The 18,422-nt window shown below is 36.2% G+C and carries 16 protein-coding genes; 11 read left to right on the top strand and 5 right to left on the bottom strand.

The window, feature by feature from the left end; all coding sequences use genetic code 11:
• Positions 1-80: 80 nt before the first annotated feature.
• Both RCJ96_RS23410 and RCJ96_RS23405 read right to left on the bottom strand, forming a co-directional pair.
• The gene (locus RCJ96_RS23410; RefSeq protein WP_416504325.1) at positions 81-1,295 is read right to left on the bottom strand and encodes a hypothetical protein; all 1,215 of its coding nucleotides are present in this window, start codon (positions 1,293-1,295) and stop codon (positions 81-83) included.
• 67 nt (positions 1,296-1,362) lie between these two features.
• Positions 1,363-2,118 (bottom strand): YiiX/YebB-like N1pC/P60 family cysteine hydrolase, encoded by a 756-nt coding sequence (locus RCJ96_RS23405; protein ID WP_416504326.1) that lies wholly within the window; start codon positions 2,116-2,118, stop codon positions 1,363-1,365.
• A gap of 398 nt (positions 2,119-2,516) precedes the next feature.
• On the opposite strand from RCJ96_RS23405, the gene RCJ96_RS23400 reads away from it, so the two are divergent.
• From RCJ96_RS23400 to RCJ96_RS23390, 3 genes are all read left to right on the top strand, one after another.
• Positions 2,517-3,701, top strand: a complete 1,185-nt coding sequence (locus RCJ96_RS23400; RefSeq protein WP_139302703.1) for an MFS transporter — start codon at positions 2,517-2,519, stop codon at positions 3,699-3,701.
• Positions 3,702-3,782: 81 nt separating this feature from the next.
• Positions 3,783-3,950: a hypothetical protein gene (locus RCJ96_RS23395; protein ID WP_162200734.1), complete on the top strand. Its 168-nt coding sequence runs from the start codon at positions 3,783-3,785 to the stop codon at positions 3,948-3,950.
• A 270-nt stretch (positions 3,951-4,220) separates the two neighbouring features.
• Positions 4,221-6,377: a SpaA isopeptide-forming pilin-related protein gene (locus RCJ96_RS23390; protein ID WP_416504327.1), complete on the top strand. Its 2,157-nt coding sequence runs from the start codon at positions 4,221-4,223 to the stop codon at positions 6,375-6,377.
• 30 nt (positions 6,378-6,407) lie between these two features.
• Here the strand turns inward: RCJ96_RS23390 and RCJ96_RS23385 are convergent, their stop codons facing one another.
• Positions 6,408-7,166, bottom strand: a complete 759-nt coding sequence (locus RCJ96_RS23385; protein WP_416504328.1) for a TrmB family transcriptional regulator — start codon at positions 7,164-7,166, stop codon at positions 6,408-6,410.
• 186 nt (positions 7,167-7,352) lie between these two features.
• Between RCJ96_RS23385 and RCJ96_RS23380 the strand changes: the two genes are divergently transcribed.
• From RCJ96_RS23380 to RCJ96_RS23365, 4 genes are all read left to right on the top strand, one after another.
• Positions 7,353-9,353: a methyl-accepting chemotaxis protein gene (locus tag RCJ96_RS23380; RefSeq protein WP_416504329.1), complete on the top strand. Its 2,001-nt coding sequence runs from the start codon at positions 7,353-7,355 to the stop codon at positions 9,351-9,353.
• A gap of 77 nt (positions 9,354-9,430) precedes the next feature.
• Positions 9,431-9,733, top strand: coding sequence for an MTH1187 family thiamine-binding protein (locus RCJ96_RS23375; protein ID WP_001018860.1), 303 nt, complete (start codon positions 9,431-9,433; stop codon positions 9,731-9,733).
• A gap of 48 nt (positions 9,734-9,781) precedes the next feature.
• Positions 9,782-10,027: a YusU family protein gene (locus tag RCJ96_RS23370; RefSeq protein ID WP_001290596.1), complete on the top strand. Its 246-nt coding sequence runs from the start codon at positions 9,782-9,784 to the stop codon at positions 10,025-10,027.
• A 310-nt stretch (positions 10,028-10,337) separates the two neighbouring features.
• Positions 10,338-11,255 (top strand): proline dehydrogenase family protein, encoded by a 918-nt coding sequence (locus RCJ96_RS23365; protein WP_000436772.1) that lies wholly within the window; start codon positions 10,338-10,340, stop codon positions 11,253-11,255.
• Positions 11,256-11,277: 22 nt separating this feature from the next.
• Here the strand turns inward: RCJ96_RS23365 and RCJ96_RS23360 are convergent, their stop codons facing one another.
• Together RCJ96_RS23360 and RCJ96_RS23355 are read right to left on the bottom strand one after the other, a co-directional pair.
• Complete coding sequence (locus RCJ96_RS23360) at positions 11,278-12,117, bottom strand: D-alanyl-D-alanine carboxypeptidase family protein (protein WP_000831476.1); 840 nt, start codon at positions 12,115-12,117, stop codon at positions 11,278-11,280.
• Between the two features lie 87 nt (positions 12,118-12,204).
• Positions 12,205-12,351 (bottom strand): YuzL family protein, encoded by a 147-nt coding sequence (locus tag RCJ96_RS23355; protein ID WP_001096347.1) that lies wholly within the window; start codon positions 12,349-12,351, stop codon positions 12,205-12,207.
• A gap of 235 nt (positions 12,352-12,586) precedes the next feature.
• On the opposite strand from RCJ96_RS23355, the gene RCJ96_RS23350 reads away from it, so the two are divergent.
• The 4 genes from RCJ96_RS23350 to RCJ96_RS23335 all read left to right on the top strand — a co-directional run bounded on the left by RCJ96_RS23350 (position 12,587) and on the right by RCJ96_RS23335 (position 18,335).
• Complete coding sequence (locus RCJ96_RS23350; RefSeq protein WP_074606436.1) at positions 12,587-14,968, top strand: 3-hydroxyacyl-CoA dehydrogenase/enoyl-CoA hydratase family protein; 2,382 nt, start codon at positions 12,587-12,589, stop codon at positions 14,966-14,968.
• A 21-nt stretch (positions 14,969-14,989) separates the two neighbouring features.
• Positions 14,990-16,162 carry an acetyl-CoA C-acetyltransferase gene (locus RCJ96_RS23345; RefSeq protein ID WP_001206335.1) on the top strand — a complete coding sequence of 391 codons (1,173 nt, stop codon included), beginning with the start codon at positions 14,990-14,992 and terminating at the stop codon, positions 16,160-16,162.
• 11 nt (positions 16,163-16,173) lie between these two features.
• Positions 16,174-16,407 (top strand): hypothetical protein, encoded by a 234-nt coding sequence (locus RCJ96_RS23340; RefSeq protein WP_242304766.1) that lies wholly within the window; start codon positions 16,174-16,176, stop codon positions 16,405-16,407.
• A gap of 143 nt (positions 16,408-16,550) precedes the next feature.
• Positions 16,551-18,335 (top strand): acyl-CoA dehydrogenase family protein, encoded by a 1,785-nt coding sequence (locus RCJ96_RS23335; RefSeq protein WP_000416279.1) that lies wholly within the window; start codon positions 16,551-16,553, stop codon positions 18,333-18,335.
• The last annotated feature ends 87 nt before the right edge of the window (positions 18,336-18,422 follow it).

Here is an 18,422-nt window from a genome sequence, read left to right as displayed (position 1 = left end):
AAATTTGAAAGTATAAAATTAAAATTATGGGGAATTACATTACCCTATTTTATAACCTAGAAACAGGTAATTAAGTATAGTTAATTATCTGTTTTGGGTAGTAACATTTTAAAGTCATAAGCATAAACTTTCTTTCCGCCTTTCACAGTGGCGAGTATAGATTCTATACCTTGTATTTCTTGTTCGGATACTTTTCTTCCGTTTGTTAAGTTGTATCTTTCTATATAGTATTTATTATTGCGCTTTGCATCATAACGTAGAACATATAATGAGTCGTTTTCGAAATAAGTTTGTTCATTATATCTAACGCCATCTTTAACATGGTAATCTATGGTGAATTTATGGCTCATCGTATTATTTTTAGGGTTATATGTATATATATCACCAAGACCGTTTAAAAAATATAATTCGTTGTTATATATATATGCGGAATTATCTAATGAAAATGGGCTGGTTGCAGTTGAGTTTTCTTCTTTATACATAAATATTGTATTTTGTTCTAAAGTGGCTTTATTAGTACGTAACAAGAATGTTTCCCCTTTTAGCGGATCACCCTTATCAATTGTACTCATAACCATGTAGTAATTCTCTGAATCTACTAAAATAGGTGAAAGATTAGCATGGTCCTCTTTTCCATTTATATTAAGCGCTGTAATATTCTCTATATTCATTGTTGCATCATTAAACGTTAATTTTTGTAATTCGTATTTATTAGTAACTAATTCTTGAGTGGCTACTAAAATATTTTCCCCATCTAATCCAGAGCTAATAATGAAATGAGGGATATTACTTTTATGAATAACTTTTTCATTTCCGAATAAAACATTTGAATTATAGTTCCCATTCTCTTTGTCCATTCCTGAATTGTAAATAGTAACAAATATCTTTTGTTTTGCTAAATATCCATTAAAATCACCGGTATGTTGGTATTTTATTTTATGAGTAGTAGGATTTTCTCCTAGAAATGTTATAGTATTTTTACTCTCTAATAGAACTTGTTTTTTATCGTCAGATACACCAATACCGCCGAGCTCTAGACCACCCATTTTATATCCGCTAGCAACGCCTTGTTTATTTATAAATATGGCATAACTAATGCCTTTACCATCTAAATCTTGATCGGCAGTGGATGAGAAGTAAAGCACAGCTTTTTTATCATCTAAAAAATTTTTATTTTGTATTTCTTTATCTGATATTAAGTTTGCATTCTTATCTTTTATACATAAATAGTAAGCTAATACTGCAATCGTTATAATACTCGTAAAAAATAGAATTATTTTCCGGCGATTTTTCATCTTCACTTCTGCTCCTCAAATAACCAAAAAGTGAAACAAATAAATTGTCCCACTTTCAGTTTTATAATTATATATTACGAATTAACGATGTTTGTTGCGCATCTCTAACGTCTCGAGGATATACACCTGCTCCACCATCTTTATCTAAATCTAAACCACCATGTAATTTATAAGCAGACCATATCAATTTAGAACAATTCTTCGCGCCATAATGGCTAGTATTTCTATTGTTTGCGAAATTATAAGAATAGTCATCCTTTCCTACACGATCTTTCGCCCACCAAGCTGCGTCATTTTTATTTTGCCAAGAAGTATTTACAGATTTGACAACTGCATCACCTTTATCAACTAAGCGTTTATTAGTAGCAATTGTGCGCACACCTTTGTCTGGTACAGATTCAACAATCAAGTCTTTACTATAGTACATACCGACATGTCCGTGATTCATATAAGCAGTTGTAGATCCAGTATAATAAAAGTCGCCCATATTAGAATTTCCTACTTTTACATTTCCGCCGCTAGCACCATATTGAACATTAGTAGTATCTTTATTATTTCGTTGAGTAGCTTCTCGTTCTCCTTGTTCATGATTTGCTTTTAATTCTTTATAAATTTGTTCTGCTAAAGCTTCTTTTGTATTGCCCGTATTTTTTGCAACTTCAATAATATCTGAAATTAACTCTTCTGTACTTACGTCTGGCTGCAATTTCTTAATCTCATTTAAATACGGAAGTTCGTTACTTGCTGCGAAAGATGATGTAGGCACAAGCCCAGCTGAAGCTAAAATACTTGCTGTCAAAGTTAGTGTAGTTAATTTTTTCATTTCTTTTCCCCCTAAGTTTTTTGATATTCCAAACTATTGTGTGTTTGTAAAGTATAGTATTTACTCTACAAGAAAATAATAATTTTTCTGTAATTTCAATACAAGTCTAGTAAAGAAAAATCTTATTTGGTACAATTTGTTTGTAAATAATAGGAAATTTAATCAAGTTTATTATAAATTAAATTTATATATATAAATTTAATAATTAATGTTGTTTTTTATTAATATTTCTTAGTTTGATTACAAATTGGATAGAAGTAGTGATAATTTTTCAGATAAGGATCTTTATTTAAATGTTGGAGATATATCATAAGAGGGAAGTTTTTTATTATAAAAAATTGTACTTGCTTCCGCTTTCTATTTTGGTTACTATAATCGTAGTAACCAAAATAGAAAGTGTGGGAAAAGACTTGAATTTTCGTGTGTATATTTTAGCTATCGCGGCTTTCGTAGTCGGAACGGTTGAGCTAATTATAGGAGGAACGCTCGATTTAGTTGCCGATGATTTAGGAGTATCTATTAGTGCAGCTGGTCAGCTTATCACAATATTTTCAGTAGTATTTGCTTTATCAGGTCCTGTTTTATTAGCTTTAACAGGGAAGTTTGAGAGAAAAACATTGTATGTTGGGGCATTATCAATTTTCTTAATCGGAAATATTATTTCAGCATTTAGTGTGAATTACGGAATGTTAATGTTTTCAAGGGTAATTTGTGCGGCGAGTGGTTCGCTTATTATTGCACTGTCAGTAACACTTGCTTCTAGCGTTGTAGAGCCGCATTTTCGTGCGCGTGCAATTGGAATCATTTTCATGGGGATTAGTGGATCACTTGTACTTGGAGTACCGCTTGGCCTTGTACTCGGAAATGCATACGGATGGCGTGCACCATTTGTACTCATTTCAATCTTAACAGTTATGGCAATCGCTTGTATTTCTCTATTTTTAACGAAAGTACCACCGACATCGGTATTATCAATAAGAGAACAAATTGCTACGTTAAAAGATAAAAAAATTGTAAGTGCACAGTTAACATCATTCTTATTTTTAACGGGTCATTTAACACTATATGCATATTTAACACCATTTTTAAAAGATGTTATGCATGTGGAAGCGAATTGGATTAGTGTATTTTACTTCATCTTCGGAATCGCAGCAGTAATTGGGGGCGGCTTCGGAGGCTGGCTTGCTGATAAATGGGGATCGAAGAAAAGTATTATTTCAATTATTATCGTATTTGCGTGTGCGATTTTCCTATTGCCGATGATGACATTCTCATTCCCACTGTTCATTATTATGATGGGAATTTGGAGTATGCTGAGCTGGGCTATTTCGCCAGCACAACAAAACTATTTAATTGAAATTGCACCAGAATCAGCTGGTATTCAGCAAAGTTTAAATAACTCTGCCCTTCACTTAGGGATTGCACTCGGTTCAACAGTAGGCGGAGTTGTTATTGAGAAATCATCTGTTATATATAATGCTTGGGTAGGCGGCGGCTTTATTATATTAGCGTTGCTTTGTGCGATTTTCTCGATTACGAGAGGACGTTCTACTCAGTTTGCAAAAGAAGAATCTATCGTTTGATAGGTTCTTTTTATTTGTAAAAAATGGAAGGGTTTGGTGGGTAGATGGAGAAAGGTGTATATAGCGAGGTGATGGAAAATGATGTCTAATTTCTCGGTATTCGGCATGATAATTGCGCTACTACCGATATTGATAGTTGTTTTTGTGTTAAGATGGGTTCGTTTCATCTATCAAAATTCAGAGAAACAAGTGGAGCAAAATGAAAAGATTATTGAGCTGTTGATGGAGATAAAGGAAAAAGATAAGTAATATGTATTCGTTTGAAATTTGTTTCCCGTAAGTTAAAAAGGCACTTATAAAGTGCCTTTTTTATTATGTTTGAAAATTGAAAACATGTAATATTTATTTGTCAATAGCACCATGACAACAAACAGTTTTAAGGTTGCTTATTACTTTGAAACTTTCTCAACAATTCGACAAGATACTACAAAAAAACCACCTATTCTCTTTTTTTCACTATAAGTACAATGAAACAGTAAGATTGCTTCATGTAGAAATTTATATATGGTGGTGGAGAGAATGAAACGAAAGATGGTAGGAAAATGGTTTAGTTTTTTTAGTGCTCTTATTATTTTATTAGGAATTGCAATGCCACAAGTAAAGGCAGAAGTAATGAACAGAGAAACATATAAAATGGATTGGAGCTATAGTAATTCGAAACAGCGTGAAATAAAGACAGAAATCATTAAAACGGCTTCGGGTAGTATTGCGTATTGTTTAACGCCTGATTTACGTTCGCCCAATGGGGATGATTTGCCTGAGATGGGGAAAACATCCGATGCTGTATATCGTATTTTATTAAATGGATATCCTCAAAAAAGCCCATCTGAATTAGGTGTAGCGACAACGGAAGAAGCGCATTATGCTACACAATTAGCAGTATGGATTGCAGCAAATGAATTAACGGAAGAAGATTTAGTTGCAAAAAATGAACGTGTACATAATCTTATGAAGCGTTTAGTAGAGGCTTCAAAGAAAGAAACTGGATCACAAAATGTATTCTTTAAAGTTAATCCTGTAGATTCACAAACTGCTACACAAAAAGGTGATTATTTAGAAACAGGATTTTATGCAGTGCAAACAAATGCGGTTTCTGGCTCTTATACAATTCTTCCTGAAAATGCTCCTAAAGGGCTTCGAATTGTAAATGAAAATGGTGAAGAGAAAAGTACGTTATCAATTAACGAAAAATTCAAACTCTTAATCCCGAAAAATACGAGTAGTGGTAACTTTAAAATGAAAGTGAAGTCTATTTTAACAAATTTACAAGCAATAGCTTTTAAAGGATCGGAAAAAGTTCAAAATACAACGGTATTGTTACAAAGAAATAGTGAGAAAATCAGTACAGATTTAGTTGTAAATTGGGAATCAGTAGGTTCTTTAAAGATTATGAAATTAGGAGAAAAAAAGGAATTATTAAAAGGAGCGGTGTTTGAAGTTTCTAATGAAAACTTTAAACAAAATGTTACGACTAATGATAAGGGGATTGCGGAGTTAGGTAATCTTCCAATCGGTATATATAGCGTCAAAGAAATTCAAGCGCCAGCTGGATATGTGTTAGACGGAAGTGTTAAAAAAATTGAAGTGAAAACTGGTGAAACAGCTGTATTAGAGCTGAAAAATGAAAATGTAAAAGGTGAATTAGAAATAACGAAAGTAGATGTAGCGGATGGGAATACGAAACTGCCGAACGCAGAATTTACTATTTACAACGAGCAAGGAAAAGAAGTAGTAAAAGGAAAAACAAATGAGCAAGGTATAGCGAAATTCAAATTACCATACGGAAAGTACAAGTATAAAGAAACGATAGCACCAAATGGATATGTAATAAATGAAGAGACGTTCGCATTTGAAATAAAAGAGGATGGGCAAATTATTAAACATATCGTTCAAGATAAGAAAGTAGAAGGTGAGTTAGAAATAACGAAAGTAGATATAGCGGATGGGAATACAAAACTACCAAATGCAGAGTTTACAATCTACAACGAACAAGGGAAAGAAGTAGTAAAAGGGAAAACGGATGAAAAAGGTGTAGCGAAATTCAAATTACCATACGGAAAGTACACGTATAAAGAAACGATAGCGCCAAATGGATATGTAGTAAATGAAGAGACGTTCGCATTTGAAATAAAAGAGAATGGAGAAATTATTAAACATATCGTTCAAGATAAGAAGGTAGAAGGTGAGTTAGAAATAACGAAAGTAGATGTAGCAGATGGGAATACGAAATTACCGAATGCAGAATTTACAATCTACAACGAACAAGGAAAAGAAGTAGTAAAAGGAAAAACAAATGAGCAAGGTATAGCGAAATTCAAACTACCATACGGAAAGTACACGTATAAAGAAACGATAGCACCAAATGGATATGTAATAAATGAAGAGACATTCGGATTTGAAATAAAAGAGGATGGAGAAATTATTAAACATATTGTGAAAAATAAGAAAGAAGAAAAGGCATCGCTTCCTTCTAAGCCAAATAAGCCAACACCAAATGGAGAAGTGAAACCTTCCGCTGATGTGAAGCCGGTGCAACAACCTAATATTCCTAATGAAGTACGTTTACCAGCTACTGGCGGCGTCGGCAATGAATTTACGGTTTTATTTGTTCTAGGGCTTGGTTTTATTATTGCAGGAGCTTATGTGTTAAAGATGAAAAATAGAAAAGAAATGTAGAAAAAAACGCCTTGTAATAGAGGCGTTTTTTTAGTATCTCAACTTCATCAACAAACTCTTAATTTCCTCATCTTCCATAAAGAGATCATGGTGTTTCTGGGTAATCTTTGCAAGTGCAACGTCATGATAGAAAAATTCTGTAAAGAACTTTACGAAAGGTTGTGACATTGTTTTCATTGCTTGCCATGACCCTTGCTCTACGCCAGCAAATAAAATCTCACGGTCGTCAACGATGAGCAGTAAGTATCGCTCTAGCGCGTTAGGCTCTTCCGCTGGGATTAGAAAATGCATGTTTTCTAAGTCTGTTTCGACTTTTCCAACTATAAGGGACTCGGTTTTGACGCCTTGTTTTGCTTTTTCTTCTAATAATGGAAGATATTCTAAAAGAGTATCATTCCAAGCTGAAATGCGAATCGATTCTTTTGCATTTTCGATGAGTTCTTTACTTTGAACGCGAATAGAAGATTGCATTTTTAAGCTCCATACACGGTCATCTGTAAATGATTTTTTCGATATAGTTGTCTCCAATTCTTTAATATTGGATTGAAATTCTGTCGTTAATTTTTCAATTGCTAGCTTGAGTGGTAATGCTGTATACATCTTTTTCTTCTCTGAAACGGAATCCATTACCATGCCTTTATCGATTAGGCGTGCAAGTACTTCATATATTTTGGCTTTTGGAACGCCAGAATGCTTCACGATCGTTGTAGCATCTAATGGCTCGTTGCTTGATACGACAACTTCGTAAGCTTGGCTTTCATATTGTGAGAAACCGAATTTTTGTAACATAGTTACCTCCGAACGAATGAGATTATAGTTTAAGGATAATGAACTATTTGTTTTTGCACAAGTGGTAGTCAGTTTTCTAATTGTATTAAGGTGAGAATAAATTTCAATTTTTTAATTTTATCCATTATACTTAATATAATGATTAATAAGTTTTGAATTCAATGAGAAGGGGATGCTTGGGGGAAGATGTTAAGAAGTTTACGTTTAAAAATTGCGGTAGTATTTTCGGTACTTATTTCTATGATGTTCGTAATATTAGGTACAGCTATGTATCAGTTACAGAAAGAGAAGGAAGTGCGTTCCTTAGACCAGTATTCTCAAAATACGATGGATCTTGTGACAGAGCAACTTACGACATTTGTTCAAAGAACGGATGAAGATATGGGGTATTATGCGAACAGTGAGATGATTCGTAATATGCTTCAAGACGGAGTTACTCCAGAAGAGGAAGCATTTTTGACGAAAGAGTTTTCGGAGTATAAAAAGAATCATCCAGGCATTTTAGACTTATATATTGGTACGAAAGATAAAAAAACATTAAGTGCCAATCTTGCTGAAGGTGGAAAAGTGCCAGAGGGATATGATCCAACGACAAGACCTTGGTATAAAGACTCAGAAGCTGATGTGAAAACGGTTCACTGGGGACAACCTATGTATGAAATTGCAACAGGTAAGTTAAGCGTGGGAGTTTCTAAAGCAATTACAGCTCAAGATGGATCTGTATTAGGTGTTGTGGCGATGGATGTATCGCTCGGAACAATTCAGAAATTACTTCATAATATTCAATACAATAACGGCGGAGAAATGTTTATTATAAATGATAAAAATATGGCTCTTGTTTACCCAGAAAAGATAGGCAAAGATGTTTCGAAAGAGCCACTTGTGAAGAGTTTAAATAAAGATGTAACAAAATATGCTGTCACTACATTAAAAGGTGAAGAGGTAGTTGCATATAGTCAGTCATTTGATTTGATGAAATGGAAGATAGGAATTTTTTATCCGAAAGAAACGATTGATGGGCTATTACATAGTACGAGAAATACAGTCATTATAATGGCATGTATTAGCCTATTCGTTGGAATCGTAGCTTCATACTTGTTCTCACGAAGATTAGCAAGACCACTGCAATTATTAACGAATCACGTTCAAAAAGTAGCAGAAGGTGATTTAACGTTGCAAATGAAAGTGACAAGTAAGGATGAAGTTGGAGAACTGACGAACCATTTTAATCATATGGTTGAACAAATGAATGAAATGGTAAGCAAAATTAAAAATAGTGTATCAACCGTGCAACAATCAACGAATAATCTACATTATTTAACGAATGAAACTGTAGCAGCTAGTAAAGAAGTGTCAGGTGCAATGGATGACGTGAGCGGAGGAGCTTCTACGCTCGCTAATAGTGTAGATGAAGTTTCAGAGCAGCTCGAGAATATGGCGCAGTCAGTGGAACAAATGAATAACTCTGTTGGTGAAATAAAAGGTGTAGCTGGCAAAGCTGAAGAGGCATCTAAGCAAGGATTAAATACGATGCGTAATTTAGTTCGTACGAGAGAACAATCCTCTTCAATTGTTGTTCATACAGAGGAAGCATCTGGAAAGTTAGAGCAAAGGGTTGGATCGATTCAAAATGTTGTAGAGCTTATAAAAGGTATTTCGGATCAAACGAATTTACTTGCTTTAAATGCTTCAATCGAGGCGGCACGTGCGGGTGAACAAGGTAAAGGCTTTGCTGTTGTTGCGGAAGAGGTTCGGAAATTAGCGGAACAATCAAAAGAAGCAACAGTAGAAATTGCGACGATGATTGGTGATGTACAAGTAGAGGTAAGACGAGTTGTAGAAGTTGTAAGTAAATTAAAAGATATTGCGGATATACAAAATAATGTTACGACAGAAGCAGAGGCGGAGTTCCGCACAATTATGTCAGTTGTTAATACCATCAGTACTTCAGTGGAACAAATTGTAGAAGAGGTACATAACATTGGTCATGAACAAGGAGAAATTACAGCGGTAATGCATACAATTGCTGGTACGAGTCAAGAAAGTGCAGCTGTTTCGGAAGAAGTAAATGCTGCAACTGAATCACAAGTAAATCATCTAGAAAAGGTAGCTCATACGATGGAAAGCTTGACGGAGCATATGAGAGACTTAGAAAGATTAGTTGAGCAGTTTAAAATAGAGGAATAACAAATTAGTAAAATGATGCGTATTTCGGTAAAATAGAAAATGGATATATAAGAAGCAATTATAGGAGGAAGACTACTATGGCAATTGTTGACGTATCGATTATTCCAGTAGGAACAGGTAATCCAAGTGTGAGTGAATATGTAGCAGAAGTACAAAAGGTGCTAGAGAAAAATGCAGATCGCGTGAAGTATCAATTAACACCAATGAATACAATTATTGAAGGAGATCTTCCTGTCATTCTAGAAGTAATTCAACAAATGCATGAAGTTCCATATACGAAAGGTGCACAGCGCGTTGCAACAACAATTCGTATCGATGATCGTCGTGATAAAGTAAGCACAATGGAGAAAAAATTAAACTCTGTTCGATCAAAATTATAAAGAAAAGCAGCGATCTTCGCTGCTTTTTTCATATAGGAGGTAGATAAGATGAGTGAAAAGTTTAATGAACAGTTTGACGGGTTGTTAGAGAAATACACGGAACTATTACTTGGAGAGAGCAATGAAGAGAGAAAAGAACAGGTACAGAAGTGGGCACTGTATTCTTACATAGCGAAGACGATGCCGGCTTTAGTGAAGCACTGGAATGAGACTTATCCCGATGCGAAAGAAGAGATGGTGCAGTTAATTACACATATTAAAAGGCTGAATGAAGAAAAGAGAAATGAACAATAAAAAAACTTGGGATAAATATAATCTCAAGTTTTCTGTATTAATATCCTCATATAATTTACATGGAATATAAAGGGTTTTATAAGCATGTCGAATATTTTCGACATGCTTATTTTGTGCCTAGTAAACTCCATTTTTCTAAATGTCGAAAAATATTTCAGACATATTTACAAGCGAGAATATAGGGTTTTAAATGTTTTTATAGTATTTTATAAATTATCTAAATAATTATTTGTATCCAATAATTTTAAACAATGATATAATTTTGAAGAGGGGTAAAAAACAGATAAATTAAGTCATAGGGGTGAATTACATGGAACAATTAATGCGAAATTCGTTTCTTTTCTTATCTAAAAATAAAGCGCTAACAAAACTGGCTAAAAAGTACGGTTTACGCTTTGGTGCAGGTCGCTTTGTCGCAGGGGAGACAATTGAATTAGCGACAGCAGCTATTAAACAATTGAACAAGCAAGGACTTTGTGTAACAATCGATTATTTAGGGGAATTCGTTGATAATGAAGCGGAAGCAAATGAAATGGCTAACCAATCGATTGAAGCAATCCGTGCAATTGGAAGAGAAGGTTTGGATTCGCAACTTTCTTTAAAGATGACTTCTATGGGATTAGATATCTCTGATGAAATTGTAATGAACAATATGCGCCGCATTTTAGAAGCTGCAAAAGAAAATGGTGTATTCGTTACAATTGATATGGAAGATTATACACGTTGCGGAAAGACAATCGATATCTTTAAACAATTAAAATCTGAGTACGATAATATCGGTACTGTTATTCAAGCTTACCTATATCGTACAGAAAAAGATATTGAGGATTTAAATGCTTATAATCCTAATTTACGTCTTGTAAAAGGGGCTTATAAAGAACCTGAAGAAGTGGCGTTCCCGGACAAAAAAGATGTAGATGACAATTATAAAAAGATTATTAAAATGCACTTATTAAATGGAAATTATACTGCAATTGCTTCACATGACGAAGCGATTATTGAATATACGAAAAAACTTGCCGAAGAACACAACATTCCAAGGGATCAATTTGAATTCCAGATGCTATATGGTATTCGTAATGAGCGTCAACTTGAGCTAGTAAAAGAAGGTTACAAAATGCGTGTTTACGTACCTTATGGAAACGACTGGTATGGCTACTTCATGCGTCGCCTAGCAGAGCGTCCAGCAAACGTTGCGTTCGTATTAAAAGGTATGGTTAAAAAATAACCAAGGAGTAAATACTCCTTGGTTATTTTAATTGCTGAAATGCGTAATGTGCCATTTTCTTCGTATCAGGATACAGTTGCTTGCGAGTAGAAGATAATACAACATTAATGACGCGTTTACCGTCTTTCTCATCCACTGTTACGACTGTATATTTTCCGAGTGCTGATAGACCGCTTTTACTTCCAATTGCATATGGATCGTCGTATAGTTCTTCTCGTCCATAGTTTGCGATGTTTGGAGAGCGTTCTGAAGTATGTAGAGTTGTACGCGTTGAATTCATATATTCTAAAACAACTGGGTATTTTAATGCTTCTTTCGTAATCATAGCAATGTCATATGGTGATACTTTGTTTCCTAATGCATCAGCACCACTTGCATTTTTGAAAGTCGCATGCTTTGTACCAAGTTCCTTCGCTCTAGCATTCATCATTTTTACAAATTCATTTTTTGATCCTGCAATATGTTCTGCGATGGATTCAGCTATTGGATCTGCACTAATGATAAGCATCAGTTTTAATGCCTCATCACGTTTTAACTTTTCCCCAGCACGAAGTTTAATTTTCTTACTTTGACTTTCTGTTTTAATTGCGTTTTCTGTAACTGTAATTTCTTCATTCTCTTTTACATTTTCTAGTAAAAGAAGGGTTGTCATCATTTTGGCTATACTAGCCGGATAAGAGCGTTCGTCTTCTCGTTTTCCATACAAAATTTCACCTGTGTCTGCATCGATTGTAATTCCGTATTGTCCAGTGATGCTAGGCTGATCGGCTCTTACAGCTTGTTGTCTTTGTGCATAAGAGAAGAAAATCATCCCTGTAAATAGTGTGGCAATCATTACAATCATAACTATTGTTCGTTTCATTATAATTCCCTCATTTGTTACAAATAAATTGGGCAGAAAAAGCAGCCATTACCCATTATGCCACGTTCTCTGCCCAAAAATATAGCGTTATTTTTCGCCCATATTATGCTTCTTATATTGTTGGTTATTACCTTGACGTCCTTTTTCCACGCCTCGATCAGTTGGTCCAGCGTTTCCTGTCACACTCGCTGCGCTAATTCCAGCCTTTGAAGGGTTCTTCTTAAGTTTTGCCATATATATTCCTCCAGTTTCGTCAGATTATAAAAAGGGAAAGTGTATTTTAGTGAAGAAAATACATATATAGCATGGGCAAATAAAAGAAAAATATTTATTTCAGAAAATTTTATCAATAAATATATTGCGAAAATTTAAACAGTATCATATATTTATTAGTAGAGGCTCACTCATTGATTGCGACTTATGTCGAAAAATTGAATGAGCATTCATTCAAGAATAGGGGGAGAATTGGATGTTCCAAATTAAAAAGGCTGCTGTTCTAGGGTCAGGCGTAATGGGTTCAGGAATTGCGGCACACTTAGCTAATATTGGTATTCCGACATTATTGCTTGATATTGTACCACCTGCGCTTACGAAAGAAGAAGAGGCGAAGGGACTTACATTAGAACATAAAAGTGTGAGAAATCGTTTTAGTAATACGGCTGTGCAAAAACTATTAAAGCAAAAACCAGCTCCTCTGACAGTGAAAGGAAATTTAGCACTGATTGAAGCAGGTAACTTAGAAGATGATCTTGAGCGTCTAGCTGATGTAGATTGGATTATTGAAGTAGTAGTTGAAAACTTAGATATTAAAAAGAAACTATTTGAAAAAGTAGATGCTGTTCGTAAACCGGGTTCTATCGTAAGCTCGAATACGTCAGGCATTTCAGTTGAAAAAATGGCAGAAGGTCGTTCAGACGACTTCCAGAAACACTTCTTAGGCACACACTTTTTTAACCCACCACGATATTTAAAACTTCTAGAGGTAATACCGACGAAAGAAACTGATCCACAAGTATTAAGCTTCATGAAACTATTTGGCGAAGACGTTCTTGGAAAAGGCGTTGTTATCGCGAAAGACACACCAAACTTTATTGGAAACCGCATCGGTACGTACGGTTTACTTGTAACCCTTCAAGAGATGGTAAAACGCGGCTATAGCATTGGGGAAGTTGATTCTGTAACAGGCCCACTTATTGGTCGTCCGAAGAGTGCAACGTTCCGTACATTAGATGTTGTCGGTTTAGATACATTTGTACACGTTGCAAATAACGTATATGAAAACGTACAAGAAGAAGAGCGTGATGTATTTAAAGTACCAGCTTTCATGCATGACATGCTTGATAAAAAATGGCTTGGAAGCAAAACAGGTCAAGGCTTCTTCTTAAAACAAGGAAAAGAAATTTTAGAATTAAATCCAGAAACGATGGAGTACGAAGCTCGTAAAAAATTAAAAGCTGCATCGATCGAGTTAAGTAAACAAGAAAAAGGTTTATCGAATAAATTGAAAGCGCTTGTATATGCGAAAGACCGCGCAGGAGAGTTGTTATGGAACATCATCACACCAACTCTTTTATACTCTGCAAAACTTCATAAAGAAATTGCTGACGATATCGTTGCAATAGACCAAGCGATGAAGTGGGGCTTCGGCTGGGAGCAAGGACCGTTTGAGGTTTGGGATGCAATCGGCGTTGAAAAGTCCGTTCAAAAGATGGAAGAAAACGGCGTAGTTGTTCCGGCTTGGGTGAAAGAAATGTTAGAGAAAGGTTTCACTACTTTCTACAAACATGATAACGGAGATAGCTACTATTACGATAATGGCGAATATAAGCTAATCGAACGTAATAAAAAAGCAATTTCTCTTAAGCAATTAAAAGCGAAAAATGGCGTATTAAAGAAAAATAGCGGAGCGAGCTTAATCGATTTAGGCGACGGTATCCTTTGTTTAGAATTCCATTCGAAGAGCAATGCAATCGGTATGGATATTACGCAAATGATTAACTACGCTGTTGATGAAGTAGAAAAGAATTATAAAGGTCTTGTTATCGGTAACCAATCGAAGAACTTCTGCGTTGGTGCGAATCTCGCAATGATCTTAATGGAAGCACAAGACGACAACTACTTTGAAATTGAGTGGGTTGTGAAAAACTTCCAAGATGCAATGATGAAAATTAAATACTCTTCTAAGCCAGTTGTAGCAGCGCCATATGGTATGACGCTTGGCGGAGGTACAGAAGTTTGCTTACCAGCAGCGAGCATTCAAGCTTCTAGTGAAACGTATATGGGCTTAGTAGAAGTTGGTGTTGGCTTAATCCCTGGCGGAGGCGGTAATAAAGAGCTATACATTAAACACTTAAATAAAATGGCAAACGGCGTAGAATTTGACTTGCAAAAAGTTGCAAATAAAGTGTTCGAAACAGTCGCGATGGCGAAAGTTTCAACTTCAGGACAAGAAGCGGTTTCTCATAACTTCTTAGGTGATAAAGACGGTATTAGTGTGAATGGTGATCACTTACTATACGATGCAAAACAGAAAGCACTTGCTTTATATGAAGCTGGTTACAAAGCACCGATTCGTAAAAAGATACCTGTTGTTGGTGAAACAGGATATGCAACTCTTGCACTTGGTGCAGAAGCAATGCATTTATCTGGTTACATTTCAGAGTACGACCTTCATATTGCGAAGAAACTTGCATATGTCATCGCAGGCGGAAAAGTGCCGTACGGAACAGAAGTTGATGAGCAGTATTTATTAGATGTAGAACGTGAAGCATTTATTAGCTTAGTCAGTGAGATGAAATCACAAGCAAGAATGCAGCACATGCTTGTAAAAGGAAAGCCATTACGTAACTAATAACGAGGGGAGATATCGTTCATGAGAGAAGCTGTCATTGTTGCGGGAGCAAGAACACCAATTGGAAAAGCAAAGAGGGGTTCATTAAAAACAGTTCGTCCTGACGATTTAGGGGCGTTAGTAGTAAAAGAAACGTTAAAGCGTGCGAATTATGAAGGACCAATCGATGATTTAATTTTCGGTTGTGCGATGCCAGAAGCAGAGCAAGGTTTAAATATGGCTCGTAATATCGGCGGATTAGCAGGACTTTCTTACGATGTTCCAGCTATTACAATTAACCGTTACTGTTCTTCAGGTTTACAAAGTATCGCTTACGGAGCAGAGCGCATTATGCTCGGTCACTCGGAAGCGGTATTATCAGGCGGAGCGGAATCAATGAGTTTAGTTCCAATGATGGGACACGTTGTTCGTCCAAATAGTCGCCTTGTAGAAGCAGCTCCAGAATATTATATGGGTATGGGACATACAGCGGAGCAAGTTGCTGTGAAATATGGAATTTCTCGTGAAGAGCAAGATGCATTTGCAGTAAGAAGTCATCAACGTGCTGCGAAAGCATTAGCTGCAGGAAACTTTGCTGATGAAACAGTATCTGTAGATGTAACGTTACGTACTGTTGGAGCAAATAACAAACTGCAAGAAGAAACAATTACTTTTGCGCAAGACGAAGGTGTAAGAGCAGAGACGACGCTAGATATTTTAGGTAAATTACGTCCAGCATTTAACGTTCGCGGTTCTGTAACAGCTGGTAACTCTTCACAAATGAGTGACGGCGCAGCATCTGTACTATTAATGGATCGTGAAAAAGCAGTGAGCGATGGCATGAAACCACTTGCGAAATTCCGTTCATTTGCAGTAGCTGGCGTACCACCAGAAGTGATGGGAATCGGCCCAATCGCTGCAATTCCAAAGGCGTTAAAATTAGCTGGCTTAGAGCTATCTGATATTGGCTTATTCGAACTAAATGAAGCATTCGCTTCTCAATCGATCCAAGTTATTCGTGAACTTGGTTTAGATGAAGAAAAAGTAAACGTAAACGGCGGTGCAATCGCACTTGGACATCCACTTGGCTGTACAGGAGCAAAACTAACACTATCTCTTATTCACGAAATGAAACGCCGCAACGAACAATTCGGTATCGTAACAATGTGTATCGGCGGCGGAATGGGAGCAGCGGGAGTGTTTGAATTACTATAAAAAAGGTGCAGGTGGCTTGCTCAGAACAGGAGGGCGTTGGAAGCCCTGACGAAGAGGCGCTTTTTGCCTCACAGGAAGGGGTGAAACGACCGACTGTTCTAGCCGCTGGAACTGGATTATATAAAAAGGTGGAAGCGGCTCGTTCAGAATGTGAGGGGGATGGAGCTTCAGACGAAGAGGCGCTCTTTGCCTCGCAGGAAGAAGCGAAGCCACCGAACATTCTAGCCGCTGAAACTGGATTATAAAAAAATGGAAGTGGCTCGCTCACAACGAGACGCCGACAATGCAAAGAATGGAAGCAACAAAGGTTTATAAAAAATAAACGGGAGAGCCAGCTTCTTTCGAAATGAGAGAAGCGGCTTATGAAAATATGAAGGAGGAAATTTTCATGGAAAAAACAGTAGGAAATGCGGTTAAAGGCGGTAGCTTTTTAGTAGATGAGATTACGATTGATCAAGTGTTTACGCCAGAAGATTTTTCATCTGAGCATAAAATGATTGCAAAAACGACAGAGGACTTTATCGTAAATGAAGTTCTTCCAGAGCTTGAATATTTAGAGCAACATGAGTTTGATCGTTCTGTTCGTCTTTTAAAAGAAGCTGGTGAACTTGGTTTATTAGGCGCTGACGTACCAGAAGAGTACGGTGGAATTGGTCTTGATAAAGTAAGTTCAGCGTTAATCGCAGAGAAATTCTCTCGCGCTGGTGGCTTTGCAATTACTCACGGTGCTCACGTAGGTATCGGATCTTTACCAATCGTATTATTCGGTAACGAAGAGCAAAAGAAAAAGTATTTACCATTACTTGCAACTGGTGAAAAATTAGCTGCATACGCATTAACAGAGCCAGGTTCAGGATCTGACGCATTGGGTGCAAAAACAACTGCACGTTTAAATGCAGAAGGTACACATTACGTATTAAACGGTGAAAAACAGTGGATTACAAACTCTGCATTCGCTGACGTATTTATTGTATATGCAAAAATCGATGGAGAGCACTTCTCAGCATTTATCGTAGAGAAAGACTACGCTGGCGTATCTACAAGCCCAGAAGAAAAGAAAATGGGTATTAAATGTTCTTCAACTCGTACGTTAATTTTAGAAGATGCGTTAGTACCGAAAGAAAACTTACTTGGTGAAATCGGTAAAGGTCATATTATCGCATTCAACATTTTAAATATCGGTCGTTATAAATTAGGTGTTGGTACGGTTGGATCTGCGAAACGTGCAGTAGAAATTTCAGCACAATATGCAAACCAACGTCAACAGTTCAAACAACCAATTGCTCGCTTCCCATTAATTCAAGAGAAACTTGCGAATATGGCAGCGAAAACATATGCAGCTGAAAGCTCTGTATATCGTACAGTAGGTTTATTCGAAAGTCGTATGAGCACATTATCTGAAGAAGAAGTAAAAGACGGTAAAGCAGTAGCAGCTTCTATCGCTGAATATGCAATCGAGTGCTCTTTAAACAAAGTATTCGGTTCTGAAGTGTTAGACTATACAGTAGATGAAGGTGTTCAAATTCACGGTGGTTACGGATTTATGGCAGAGTACGAGATTGAAAGAATGTATCGTGATTCTCGCATTAACCGTATTTTTGAAGGGACGAACGAAATTAACCGCCTAATCGTACCAGGTACGTTCTTACGTAAAGCAATGAAAGGTGAATTACCACTTCTTCAAAAAGCACAAAAATTACAAGAAGAGTTAATGATGATGATGCCAGAAGAAGTAGGCGATGAGCCATTAGCACTTCAAAAGTATTTAGTAAATAACGCGAAGAAAATCGGCTTAATGGTAGCTGGATTAGCTGCTCAAAAATACGGTAAAGCATTAGATAAAGAGCAAGAAATTCTTGTGAATATCGCTGACATCGTAAGCAACCTATACGCAATGGAGTCAGCTGTTCTTCGTACAGAAAAAGCAATTAAAACAACTGGTCTTGAAAAGAATAAACAAAAAGTGTTATACACTGAAGTATTCTGCCAAGAAGCATTCAACGAAATCGAAGCACATGCGAAAGAAACACTTATCGCAGTTGAAAACGGCGACATGTTACGCATGATGTTATCATCATTACGTAAATTAACTCGCCACACACCACTTAACGTAATTCCGAAGAAACGTGAAATTGCTGCGAAAATTTTAGAAGATGAGCGTTATACAGTTTAATACCTTTAAAGAACAGTAGTCGTTTATAAGGCTACTGTTCTTTTTTTCTGAAAAAATGAAATTTTTAGTGGTATAAAACTAATACCA

The sequence above is a fragment of the Bacillus sp. BSL6 genome, from assembly GCF_052928345.1.
Note: the sequence above shows the minus strand (reverse complement) of the source record. Positions and strands in the feature narration are given on the sequence as shown.

Excerpts from the sequence above, each read along its gene's own strand:
- RCJ96_RS23380 (WP_416504329.1), top strand. The coding sequence starts at position 7,353 with ATGTTAAGAAGTTTACGTTTAAAAATTGCGGTAGTATTTTCGGTACTT.
- RCJ96_RS23390 (WP_416504327.1), top strand. The coding sequence starts at position 4,221 with ATGAAACGAAAGATGGTAGGAAAATGGTTTAGTTTTTTTAGTGCTCTT.
- RCJ96_RS23345 (WP_001206335.1), top strand. The coding sequence starts at position 14,990 with ATGAGAGAAGCTGTCATTGTTGCGGGAGCAAGAACACCAATTGGAAAA.
- RCJ96_RS23360 (WP_000831476.1), bottom strand. The coding sequence starts at position 12,117 with ATGAAACGAACAATAGTTATGATTGTAATGATTGCCACACTATTTACA.
- RCJ96_RS23410 (WP_416504325.1), bottom strand. The coding sequence starts at position 1,295 with ATGAAAAATCGCCGGAAAATAATTCTATTTTTTACGAGTATTATAACG.
- RCJ96_RS23405 (WP_416504326.1), bottom strand. The coding sequence starts at position 2,118 with ATGAAAAAATTAACTACACTAACTTTGACAGCAAGTATTTTAGCTTCA.
- RCJ96_RS23395 (WP_162200734.1), top strand. The coding sequence starts at position 3,783 with ATGTCTAATTTCTCGGTATTCGGCATGATAATTGCGCTACTACCGATA.
- RCJ96_RS23355 (WP_001096347.1), bottom strand. The coding sequence starts at position 12,351 with ATGGCAAAACTTAAGAAGAACCCTTCAAAGGCTGGAATTAGCGCAGCG.
- RCJ96_RS23335 (WP_000416279.1), top strand. The coding sequence starts at position 16,551 with ATGGAAAAAACAGTAGGAAATGCGGTTAAAGGCGGTAGCTTTTTAGTA.
- RCJ96_RS23375 (WP_001018860.1), top strand. The coding sequence starts at position 9,431 with ATGGCAATTGTTGACGTATCGATTATTCCAGTAGGAACAGGTAATCCA.
- RCJ96_RS23385 (WP_416504328.1), bottom strand. The coding sequence starts at position 7,166 with ATGTTACAAAAATTCGGTTTCTCACAATATGAAAGCCAAGCTTACGAA.
- RCJ96_RS23370 (WP_001290596.1), top strand. The coding sequence starts at position 9,782 with ATGAGTGAAAAGTTTAATGAACAGTTTGACGGGTTGTTAGAGAAATAC.
- RCJ96_RS23365 (WP_000436772.1), top strand. The coding sequence starts at position 10,338 with ATGGAACAATTAATGCGAAATTCGTTTCTTTTCTTATCTAAAAATAAA.
- RCJ96_RS23350 (WP_074606436.1), top strand. The coding sequence starts at position 12,587 with ATGTTCCAAATTAAAAAGGCTGCTGTTCTAGGGTCAGGCGTAATGGGT.